Origin of the sequence: Dorea sp. AM13-35 (assembly GCF_003473885.1) — a bacterium.
GTDB lineage: Bacteria > Bacillota > Clostridia > Lachnospirales > Lachnospiraceae > Dorea_D > Dorea_D hominis.
Genome location: NZ_QUCZ01000001.1, coordinates 64,854 through 76,659 on the forward strand (window position 1 = coordinate 64,854; position 11,806 = coordinate 76,659).

Below are 11,806 nucleotides of genomic sequence, written 5' to 3' on the forward strand. Positions count from 1 at the left end.
GACGATATGCGATTTTTTCATTTGTCCGATCTTCATATCGGCAAACAGTTACATCATTACAGCCTAAAGGAAGATCAGGAACATATTCTTGGAGAGATTATTGAATATGCCGGGAAATTACATCCGGATGCGGTTGTGATCGCTGGAGATATCTACGATAAGCCGGTGCCGTCTGCAGAGGCAGTAACATTATTTGATGATTTTCTTACAAGATTAGCAAAGATACGTCCGCAGATTCCGGTTATGATCATCAGTGGAAATCATGATTCTGCGGATCGTCTGAGGTATGCAGCAGGTATTTTGAAAGAAGAGAAGATATACCTGGCTGGCAGTGTGCCGCAGAAGGAAGAAGAGCATATAGAAAAGGTTGCATTGAAGGATGAGTGGGGAGAAGTGAACTTCTTCCTGCTCCCTTTTTTAAAACCGGCATATGTGCGCAGATTATTTGAAGAGAATCCACCGGAGACATACAGTGATGCGGTGAACCGTCTGATCAAGAGGGAAAATATTAATTTTAAGGATGAGAGAAATGTGTTGATATCCCACCAGTTTTATATGGGAAGCTACCTGCCGGAAACCTGTGATTCGGAAACGATTTCGATTGGCGGGCTTGATCAGATAGACATAACAGGCGTGGAGCCGTTTGATTATGTTGCACTGGGACATTTGCATGGAAAGCAGAAAGTAAAAGATGAGCATATCCGTTATTGTGGAACACCTTTAAAATATTCGGTCAGTGAAGCCTCTCATACGAAAGCTTTGACAGTTGTAACGCTCGGAGAAAAAGGGAAATCTGTGAAAATAGAAGAGTATCCGCTGCATCCTCTCAGGGATGTCCGTAAGATCACAGGGAAACTTAAGGAGATTTTAAAAGAAGAACGCAGCCCGGAAGATTATGTCAGTATTACATTGACTGATGAGACAGATCCCTATCATCCGAAAGAACAGTTAGAAACCGTATTTTCCAAAATACTGGAAGTGAGGATTGATAATACAAGAACCCGAACGAAATGGATGGAAGCTGAAGAGCTGGTCCTGAAAACACCGGAAGAAAATTTTGCAGATTTCTTTGAAAAAATGCAGGGAAGAACGATGGATCCGGAAGAAGAAACATTGATCCTGCAGATATTAGAAGAAGCAAGGGAGGATGAGTAAGATGCGTCCGATTACAATAGAAATGTCAGCGTTTGGCTCCTATGCAGGTAAGACAGTGGTTGATTTTACAGGTGTAAGACAAGGTTTATTTTTGATCACAGGAGATACAGGAGCAGGAAAGACGACGGTGTTTGATGCTATTGTGTATGCGCTTTACGGCCAGACCAGCGGTGGCAACAGGGAAGGAAATATGATGCGCAGCCAGTATGCATCCGAAGACGTGGAAACTTATGTCAAACTGGTGTTTGATTATCATGGAGAGAGGTATGAAGTGCGCCGGAATCCGGAGTATATGCGTGCAGGAAAGAGAAAGGCGTCGGACGGTTCTGTACGTCTTGTAAAAGAGAGCGCAAAAGTAGAACTTACAATGCCGGATGGCAGTGTATTCCCGGGAAGAAAGCGTGAGACAGAGCAGAAGATCACAGAGATCATGGGGATGGATGCCGGACAGTTTACGCAGATGGCGATGATCGCGCAGGGCGATTTCCTGAAGTTACTGCTTGCCGATTCCAAAGACCGTAAGAAAATCTTTTCCCGTATTTTCCATACGAAAATATATGCACAGGTACAGGAAATTTTAAGACAGAGAGCGTTGAAAATGCAGCAGGATATGCAGGAGAGCCGGAGAAATCTGCAAATGGAAATGGAACGTGTGAAAGAAGAGTCTCTTGCAGATCTGGCAGGGAAAGAACTTTTCAGTCACTGGAAACTGTTAAAAGGACAGGAATTTCCGGCGCGGGATGAGACGCTGCAGGTGTTAAAGGAGATTATTTTCGCAGAGCAGGAAAAGAAGCAAAGTTATACAAAATTGGCGGCTGAGGAAAGAAAAGCAGTGGAGCGGTTAAACAGTGAAGTGAAGAATGCCAAATTTCTGCTTGCGCTTTTTGATGACTGTGAGAAAGCGAAAAAAAAGTCAGAAGAATTAGAAGTGGGAAAAGTACTGTATCAGGAAGAAAAAGAACAGACGGAGCACATTCGTGCGGCGGCAAATGTCAGACCGATTTTTGAAAATATGGCAAATGGAACGAAGAGACTTTTAAAGATCAGACAGACGATAGAAATGCTGAAAAAGGAGCTGGAAACCGGCATGGATAGGGTGTCTGAGAAGACAGAGACCGCCAGATCTGCCCTGGAATGTCTGAAGAGAGAAGAACCTGTATTATCGGGAGAGATTGTGAAGCTTACAGAAGGACTGAAACAGTATGAAATGTTGGAAGCCCTTAAGAAAAAGATGGAAGAGGCAGAAGCGGAAATCCGTAAGAACGAAGTGCGGAAAGAAAAGGCAGAAGCTGTTCATACGGAATTGAAGAAATGGATAGAGAATACGGAGAAAGCAGAGAAATCTATTGCAGGATGGGAAGAAAACGGAAGGCTTCTCGGGCAGTTAAAAGAGCAGAAAACGGAAGAAGAATCCTGGGTGATAACCCTTACGGCACAGATCCCTAAGCTGGATACTCAAAAGAAAGCCTGTGAAGAACTGCAGAAAAAGATGGAGAGTGCAGTGAAAAATTACCGATCTGTTTTTGAGGATTATGAACAGAAATACAGCCTGTTTTTTGAAGAGCAGGCAGGAATCCTGGCAGCGGGACTTGAGACAGGAAGACCATGTCCGGTCTGTGGATCTACAGAACATCCGCATCCAAGGCAGCTATCACTGCATGCAGTTTCGGAACAGGAAGTCGAGAGCGCAAAGAAGATGCGAGACAAAGCAGAAAAAGTCAGAGATCAGGCGGCAGACCTGTATCGGGAGAAATGGAATGCATTTGAAAGCAGCCGGTCGGTATTCTGGGATAACTGCAGAAAACTTCTTGGAGAAGATGAGTTCCCGGAAACCGATGTAGTTGATCTGGTGGAAGCGGAAAAAATGTTAAAAGAGAAACTGGCCGGAGTCCGGGAAGAACGAAAGAAACTGGAACAGAATGCAGAGCAGAATAAAGAACAGCTTACACATGCAAAAGCACTGGTGGAAAAGCTCCCAGTAAAGCAGGAGGAGCTGAGAAAAAAAAGCAGGGAACTGGAAGAAACAGAGAAGGAAAAAGCAGCACTGGACCTTGAGAGACAAAGCTTGAAAGCGGAGTATGAGACGAGAAAAGATGCTTTGCCGTGGGAGTCCGGAGAGGCTGCAAAAGAGGAACTTAAGAAAAAGACAAGCCGGAAAAACAGACTGCAGGAAGAAACTGACAGAACAGAGAAAATACTTCAGGAAGAGATTGCGAACCAGAAACAGCGGGAAGGAAAGCTGGAAAGCGAACTTCAAAATGAGAAAGAGCAGGAAGTGCAATGTCTGGAAAATGAAAAATCATATAGAGAGACATTGGAAAAATACAGTTTGACAGAAGAGCAGTTTTCAGAGTTTTGTACGCAAATAGAAAGGCTTCCGGGCTTGGAGAACAAGCTGCGGGAATACGAAAAACAAGTCAGTGAAAATACAGGGGTATTAAAGAGTCTGCGGGAACGTCTGGAGGGGGAAGAGCGCCCGGATATTTCTGAACTTTTGAAAAAACTGGAAAGCAGACGCAGTGAAGAAGAAAAGCTTACAAAAGAACAGATATTGATAACGAATCTTGTGCAGAGTCACGAGGAAACGAAAAAGCGCCTGGAACATTTTTTTGAAAAAATCGGTGAGCAGCAGAAGAAATACGAGTGGATTTCAAATCTGAGCAAGACTGCGAATGGTACATTGACCGGCAATGTGAAGATGGATTTTGAAACATATGTACAGCGACAGTATTTTAAACAGATTATTCAGGCGGCGAATCGACGTTTGATTAAGATGACGGATGGCTCTTTTATCCTGCAGTGCAAGGATTTGTCGCATATGGGAAGCCAGGGACAGTCAGGATTGGATCTGGACGTGTACAGCATGGTAAATGACGCAGTGAGGGATGTGCGTACGCTATCCGGTGGAGAATCCTTTATGGCAGCGTTATCGATGGCGTTGGGGCTTGCAGATACAATACAAAGTAGTGTCGGAGGAATCCGTTTGGATACGATGTTTATTGATGAGGGATTTGGCTCTCTCGATGACAGTACAAGAGAACAGGCGGTCCGTGTGCTGGTAGAACTGGCTGGGGAAAACCGGCTTGTGGGAATTATTTCTCATGTCAATGAATTAAAAGAACAGATTGATACGAAGCTTGTCGTAAAGAAAACGGCGAAAGGAAGCAGGATCGACTGGGCATAGAGATAAGATAATAGAGATAAGATAATAGAAAAGAGATAATTAAGAAATGAGTAAATAAAAAAATGTGTAAGTTTCTGAGCATAGGAACTTACACATTTTTACTATATCAGAATATAAAATTATATTCTTTATATATTCACTTATTTATGAAACGCTTGAAGAAACAGGATTATTTTGTAGCCTTATCATCCTGATATTTTAAAGCTGCTTCTACGAAGCCACGGAATAACGGATGCGGTCTGTTCGGTCTGGACTTTAATTCCGGATGTGCCTGTGTTGCGACAAACCAAGGATGTTCCGGAATCTCGATCATCTCGACAATACGTCCGTCCGGTGAGAGACCAGATAATTTCATGCCGTTGGCTGTCAGAGCATCACGATAGTCGTTGTTGACTTCATAACGATGACGATGACGTTCATGAATCTCTTCTGTGCCATATAATTTGTATGCTGTAGAAGTCTTATCAAGAACACATGGATAAGATCCAAGTCTTAAAGTACCACCGATGTCCTCAATGCCAAGCTGTTCCGGCATGATATGAATAACCGGATGTGTTGTATCCGGATCAAGTTCTGCACTGTGTGCATCACGGTAACCGATGACATTTCTTGCAAATTCAACGATTGCAAGCTGCATGCCCAGGCACAGACCGAGGAACGGAATCTTATTGGTACGTGCGTATTTGATAGCTTGCAGTTTTCCGTCAATACCACGCTGTCCGAATCCGCCCGGAACCAAGATACCGCTGACGTCTTTCAACTGTTCATCTACATTTTCAGCAGTAACCGTCTCGGAATCGATCCATTTGATATTTACAGTAGCACGGCTGAAGATACCACCATGTTTTAATGCTTCTACGACACTGATGTAAGCATCATGAAGCTGGATATATTTACCGACAATAGCAACAGTTACTTCTGTATTTGGTGTCTTCAGATATTCAACCATCTCTGTCCAGTCTTTGAGATCCGGTGTCGGGCAGTCCAGATGAAGTGACTCACATACTACTTCTGCAAGATGTTCTTTCTCCATTGCAAGCGGTGCTTCATAAAGATATTCCACATCCAGATTCTGGAGTACATGGTTAGATGGTACATTACAGAAAAGTGCGATTTTGTCTTTGATGCCATCATCCAGAGGATGCTCAGAACGACATACGAGGATATCCGGCTGGATTCCCATTCCCTGTAAATCTTTGACACTTGCCTGTGTTGGCTTTGTTTTCATCTCCTGTGAAGCGCGAAGGTAAGGAATTAAAGTTACATGGATCAGAACAACGTTCTCGCGTCCTTTCTCGTGCTGGAACTGACGAATCGCCTCAAGGAAAGGCTGGCTTTCGATATCTCCGACGGTTCCGCCTACTTCAATAATGGCAATTTCTGTATTTTCAGCAGATGGATTGCGATAGAAACGGGACTTGATCTCGTTTGTGATGTGCGGGATAACCTGTACAGTTCCTCCGCCGAAATCTCCACGACGTTCTTTCTGCAATACGGACCAATAGATCTTACCGGTTGTGACGTTGGAATTCTTTGTCAGACTTTCGTCGATAAAACGCTCGTAGTGACCAAGGTCAAGGTCTGTCTCAGCACCATCGTCTGTGACGAAAACTTCTCCGTGCTGTACCGGATTCATAGTACCCGGATCAATATTGATATAAGGATCGAATTTCTGCATGGTCACTGTGTAGCCGCGTGCTTTCAGAAGTCTTCCGAGTGATGCGGCTGTAATTCCTTTTCCGAGTCCTGATACTACTCCACCTGTTACAAATACATATTTTACTGCCATAATTTCCTCCTTCACGTTCAAATAAATAAGTATGCTCCAAAAAAATACTTAAAAATTATACACCCTTTTTCGGAAAAAATACAGAATTATTTTCATATTTTGCTTCAAAAGTTGCTTGAACCGAAAGTTTCATAAACTGCTTGCGGTCAACATCACCTACCATTACGGAAGTATGAGCCTGGCAGCCCTTCAGATTCGGAAGCTGTTCCAGTGCTTTCTGTGCATCCGGATCGGAAGCTGCACTGACAGACAGCGCAATAAGCACTTCGTCTGTGTGAAGACGTGGGTTCTTGCTTCCAAGATACTGAGTCTTTAAAGTCTGGATCGGTTCAATTGCTGCCGGAGAAATAACCGGACGATCATGTGGAATGCCGGCAAGCTCTTTTAAAGCATTTAAAAGAAGAGCAGCGCATGCGCCGAGCAGATCGGAAGTCTTGCCTGTGACCATACGACCATCATGCAGTTCCATTGCAGCAGCCGGAGCACCTGTTTCTTCGGCACGTTTCATTGCAGCGTCAACAACCGGACGGTCATGAACGGTGATGCCTGCCTGGTTCATCAGCATCTCGATCTTGTATACTTCTTCATCCGAACATGCACCGGCAAGGGCACGTCTTCTGGAATCATAGTAACGGCGGATGATCTCCTGATTGGAAGCTTCTTTGCATGCCTCATCATCACAGATACAGTTACCTGCCATGTTGACGCCCATATCTGTCGGTGATTTGTATGGACTCTTTCCATAGATTTGTTCAAACATCGCATTCAGGACAGGGAAGATCTCCACGTCACGGTTGTAGTTGACGGTTGTCTTTCCATATGCTTCCAGATGGAACGGATCAATCATATTGATGTCGTTGAGATCGGCTGTTGCCGCCTCGTAAGCGAGGTTGACCGGATGCTTGAGCGGGATATTCCAGATTGGAAATGTTTCAAATTTGGCATAACCGGCACAGATCCCGCGTTTGTGTTCATGGTAGAGCTGTGACAGGCAGACAGCCATCTTGCCGCTTCCAGGTCCCGGCGCTGTTACGACGATCAGCGGGCGGGAAGTTTCGATATAATCATTTTTGCCATAGCCTTCGTCACTTACAATGTGTGGAATATTGGAAGGATAGCCGTCGATCGGATAGTGGTTGTAAACTTTGATGCCGAGTTTTTCCAGTTTGTTCTTAAATAAAGCAGCACTCTGCTGTCCACTGTATTTGGTAATTACGACACTGCCGACATACAGTCCGTGGCCTTTGAAAATAGACATGAGGCGCATAACATCTACATCATAAGTAATGCCAAGGTCTCCGCGGACTTTGTTTTTCTCAATGTCTTCGGCACTGATGACAATGACGATCTCTGCCTGATCGCTTAGCTGCATCAGCATACGCATCTTGGAGTCTGGCCGGAATCCCGGAAGTACACGGGATGCGTGAAAGTCATCAAATAATTTGCCGCCAAATTCCAGGTAAAGTTTGTTGTCGAACTGGGCGATACGTTCCCGGATATGAGCGGACTGCATCTGTAAGTATTTTTCGTTGTCAAATCCTATGTTCATTATTCAATCCTCTTAATAACGTTATATTAAAAATATTTCATAAAAGTGTAAATTTCTGTATGAACTATTTTCTATCCAAGTATACTACAGGATATGGGAAGTTTACAATCTTTTCATAAATCTTTTATTGATTTCCGGGTGGGCTGTCCTTATAATTATGTAATGTAATAGGAGGAAGAATATGGACAACCAGAATAAGAAAAATCAAGATCCTAAAAAGAATAACCGACAGGGCTTTTCATTTGTCATTTTAGTGACTCTGATCACGACGATACTCGTGCTGGCACTTTACCAGTTTCAGGGACAAGGATCCGAGACAGAGATCAGCTACGACAAGTTTTTAAAATATGTCGATGCAGGAAAAGTAGACAAAGTTGAGATCGACAGTGATAAACTGATCATCACAATGAAGAAAGAATCCGGAGACCGGATTGCGAAGAAGTATTATACAGGAGTTGTCAAGGACGATCAGCTGTCTGACAAACTGTATAAAGCGCATGTAGAATATAACGCAAAGATACCGGATACAACATCCGCAGTCATGCTCCAGCTTCTCGGCACATTCCTTCCGGTGGCATGTCTGGTGGCACTGATCATTTGGACGACAAAGCGTATGTCTAAGGGTGGCGGCATGATGGGAATCGGCAAGAGCAATGCCAAGATGTATGTGGAGAAGCAGACCGGAGTTACATTTAAGGATGTAGCAGGACAGGATGAAGCAAAAGAATCTCTGCAGGAAGTCGTAGATTTTCTGCATAATCCGGGAAAATATACAAGCGTTGGTGCGAAACTTCCGAAAGGTGCACTGTTAGTCGGACCTCCGGGAACTGGTAAGACATTACTTGCAAAAGCGGTCGCCGGAGAAGCGAAAGTACCGTTCTTCTCACTCAGCGGTTCGGCTTTTGTTGAGATGTATGTGGGTGTTGGAGCTTCCCGTGTACGAGATCTGTTCAAACAGGCACAGCAGATGGCACCGTGTATCATTTTCATTGATGAGATCGATGCAATCGGTAAGAGCCGTGACAACCAGATGGGAAGTAACGATGAGAGAGAACAGACACTAAACCAGCTCCTTGCAGAGATGGACGGATTTGAGAGCAATAAAGGACTTGTTCTGTTGGCGGCAACGAACCGTCCGGAGATCTTGGATCCGGCGCTGTTAAGACCGGGACGATTTGACAGACGTATCATTGTTGAAAAACCTGATTTAAAAGGACGTGTGGAAGTATTAAAGGTTCATTCCAAAGATGTCCGTATGGATGAGACGGTTGATCTGGAAGAGATCGCACTGGCAACTTCCGGTGCTGTCGGATCAGATCTTGCCAATATGATCAATGAAGCTGCGATTAATGCAGTCAAACATGGCAGACATGCGGTATCGCAGGCAGATCTGTTTGAGGCTGTAGAAGTTGTACTGGTCGGCAAGGAGAAGAAAGACCGTATTATGAGTCAGGAGGAACGAAGAATCGTTTCCTACCACGAAGTCGGACATGCATTGGTGAGCGCACTTCAGAAGGATGCAGAGCCGGTACAGAAGATTACGATCGTACCACGTACGATGGGAGCACTCGGTTATGTTATGCAGACTCCGGAGGAAGAGAAGTATTTGAATACGAAGAAAGAACTGGAAGCAATGTTAGTTGGTATGCTTGCCGGACGTGCTGCAGAAGAGATTGTATTTGATACGGTTACGACAGGTGCTTCAAACGATATCGAGAAAGCAACACAGGTAGCAAGAGCGATGATCACGCAGTATGGTATGAGTGAGAAATTCGGACTGATCGGACTGGAATCGGTACAGAACAGATACCTGAACGGAAGACCGGTTTCCAACTGCGGAGCAGAGACAGAATCTGAGATTGACAAAGAAGTCATGAAGATGCTAAAAGAGGCTTACGAGCAGGCGAAGACATTATTACAGGCACACAGAGAAACGTTGGATAAGATTGCTGCATTCCTGATCGAGAAAGAGACCATTACAGGTAAGGAATTTATGCAGATATTACATGAAGTGGAAGGAACCGATCCGGAAGAGAAGAAGGCATCCGGCGAAGAACGAATTGCAATGAAAGAAGTATAAGAGATTGTAAGTATACAAAATGGGGCAGATTTTATCTGCTCCATTTTTCTTATCTGTGTACTCTTTTTTACTTGTATAGAGAAAATATGATTTCTGTTATAATGAAAAGCCTTCTGCAAGACCTTGCTTACAGACCTTTTTTCCGATACAATAATTACGATGTGAATCAGAAAAAGAAAGGGAAGACAAATGTTTGATATACCTGAAGAGTTAAAAAAACTTCCGGGAAAACCGGGAGTATATATCATGCATGATGAGACAGATATGATCATATATGTCGGAAAAGCGATCAGCCTTAAAAATCGGGTGCGTCAGTATTTCCAGAGCAGCAGGAATAAAGGCGCAAAGATTGAGCAGATGGTAACGCATATCCGGAGATTTGAGTATATCGTTACGGATTCTGAACTGGAAGCGCTTGTTCTGGAATGTAATCTGATCAAGGAACACCATCCAAAGTATAATACGATGCTTATGGATGATAAGGCGTATCCATTTATCAAAGTGACAGCGGATGAAGCATATCCAAGAATAATGCTGGCGCGAAAGATGATAAAAGACAAAGCGAAATATTTTGGACCATATACAAGTGCCGGTGCAGTAAAAGATACGATCGAACTGATCCGCAAATTATATCATATCCGGAGCTGCAATCGTAAACTGCCAAGGGATACGGGAAAAGAACGCCCATGCCTGAATTATCACATTCATCAGTGCGATGCGCCCTGTCAGGGATATATAAGCCAGGAAGCGTATCAGAAGTCCGTGCAGGAGGTACTGCATTTTCTGAATGGGAATTATGACATTATATTAAAGAGATTGGAAAAACAGATGCAGGATGCGGCAGAAGTACTGGAATTTGAGAAGGCAGCAGAATACAGGGAGCTATTGTTCAGTGTGCAGAAGATTGCGCAGAAGCAGAAGATCACGGACACAGCAGGAGAAGACAGAGACGTTATTGCTATGGCGACAGAATATGCAGATGCGGTCGTGCAGGTTTTTTTTATCCGTGGAGGCAGACTGATCGGAAGAGATCATTTTTATTTAAAAACAGCGCCGGGAGAGACAGAAAAAGAAACACTGACCAGCTTTATCAAACAATTTTATGCAGGAACACCGTATATTCCTTCGCAGCTTATGCTTCCGCAGGAAGTGGAAGACCAGGAACTTCTGGAAGAGTGGCTGAGCAAGAAAAAGGAACGGAGAGTCCACCTGATCATTCCGAAAAAAGGGCAGAAAGAGAAACTTGTTGAACTGGCTGAAAAGAATGCCGCCATGGTATTACAAAAGGACAAGGAACGGCTGAAAAGAGAAGAAGGACGGACGATCGGAGCTGTCAAAGAGTTGGAAAAAATACTCGGACTGTCAGGCATTTCCAGAATGGAGGCATTTGATATTTCCAATACAAGTGGTTTTGCTTCGGTAGGCTCCATGGTTGTGTACGAGCGGGGCAAGCCAAAGAAAAACGATTACCGTAAGTTCCGTATCAAGAACGTACAGGGACCGGATGATTATGCCAGTATGGAAGAGGTGCTGACGCGCAGATTTACCCATGGTCTCAGAGAACAGGAAGAAGGAAAAAAGCTGGGAGGATTTACGGTATTTCCAGATCTTATACTGATGGATGGTGGACGCGGACAGGTAAATATTGCAGAAGAGGTATTGCAAAAACTTGACATTTCGATCCCGGTATGTGGAATGGTAAAAGACGATCATCACCGCACAAGAGGGCTGTATTATAAAAATGTGGAGCTTCCGATCGACATACATTCAGAAGCATTCCGGCTGATCACCAGAATTCAGGATGAAGCACACCGTTTTGCTATTACCTTCCACAGACAACTGAGAGGAAAAGGACAGGTACGTTCGATTCTGGACGACATTCCGGGAGTAGGGCCGGCAAGAAGAAAAGAACTGATGAAGCATTTTGAAAGTATAGATGCAATAAAACAAGCATCTGTAGAAGAGCTTCAGAAACTGCCATCAATGAATAAAAAATCAGCAGAAGATGTATACAAATTCTTTCATTGATATGATATAATATTGTGTGTT

Annotated in this window: 6 protein-coding genes; 4 read left to right on the forward strand and 2 right to left on the reverse strand. The window is 43.9% G+C overall.

Features of this window, described 5'->3' with window-relative positions; translation table 11 throughout:
- Positions 1 to 6 precede the first annotated feature (6 nt).
- Positions 7 to 1,155 carry an exonuclease SbcCD subunit D gene (locus tag DW152_RS00310; protein ID WP_021861286.1) on the forward strand — a complete coding sequence of 383 codons (1,149 nt, stop codon included), beginning with the start codon at positions 7 to 9 and terminating at the stop codon, positions 1,153 to 1,155.
- 1 nt (position 1,156) lies between these two features.
- Complete coding sequence (locus DW152_RS00315) at positions 1,157 to 4,339, forward strand: AAA family ATPase (RefSeq protein WP_158549916.1); 3,183 nt, start codon at positions 1,157 to 1,159, stop codon at positions 4,337 to 4,339.
- Positions 4,340 to 4,508: 169 nt separating this feature from the next.
- On the opposite strand, the gene DW152_RS00320 is transcribed toward DW152_RS00315, so the two are convergent.
- A complete protein-coding gene (locus DW152_RS00320; RefSeq protein WP_117538100.1) occupies positions 4,509 to 6,128 on the reverse strand; it encodes a CTP synthase in 1,620 nt (539 codons plus the stop codon).
- Between the two features lie 55 nt (positions 6,129 to 6,183).
- A complete protein-coding gene (locus tag DW152_RS00325; protein ID WP_118287722.1) occupies positions 6,184 to 7,677 on the reverse strand; it encodes a DUF1846 domain-containing protein in 1,494 nt (497 codons plus the stop codon).
- A 181-nt stretch (positions 7,678 to 7,858) separates the two neighbouring features.
- Here DW152_RS00325 and ftsH point away from each other — a divergent pair, with 181 nt between their 5' ends.
- Positions 7,859 to 9,757 carry an ATP-dependent zinc metalloprotease FtsH gene (ftsH, locus tag DW152_RS00330; RefSeq protein ID WP_021861290.1) on the forward strand — a complete coding sequence of 633 codons (1,899 nt, stop codon included), beginning with the start codon at positions 7,859 to 7,861 and terminating at the stop codon, positions 9,755 to 9,757.
- Between the two features lie 189 nt (positions 9,758 to 9,946).
- The gene (uvrC, locus tag DW152_RS00335; RefSeq protein ID WP_118287723.1) at positions 9,947 to 11,785 is read left to right on the forward strand and encodes an excinuclease ABC subunit UvrC; all 1,839 of its coding nucleotides are present in this window, start codon (positions 9,947 to 9,949) and stop codon (positions 11,783 to 11,785) included.
- Positions 11,786 to 11,806 lie beyond the last annotated feature (21 nt).

Bases quoted from the DNA above. Each gene is read 5' to 3' on its own strand.
- DW152_RS00310 (WP_021861286.1), top strand. From the start codon at position 7: ATGCGATTTTTTCATTTGTCCGATCTTCATATCGGCAAACAGTTACAT.
- DW152_RS00315 (WP_158549916.1), top strand. From the start codon at position 1,157: ATGCGTCCGATTACAATAGAAATGTCAGCGTTTGGCTCCTATGCAGGT.
- DW152_RS00320 (WP_117538100.1), bottom strand. From the start codon at position 6,128: ATGGCAGTAAAATATGTATTTGTAACAGGTGGAGTAGTATCAGGACTC.
- DW152_RS00325 (WP_118287722.1), bottom strand. From the start codon at position 7,677: ATGAACATAGGATTTGACAACGAAAAATACTTACAGATGCAGTCCGCT.
- ftsH (WP_021861290.1), top strand. From the start codon at position 7,859: ATGGACAACCAGAATAAGAAAAATCAAGATCCTAAAAAGAATAACCGA.
- uvrC (WP_118287723.1), top strand. From the start codon at position 9,947: ATGTTTGATATACCTGAAGAGTTAAAAAAACTTCCGGGAAAACCGGGA.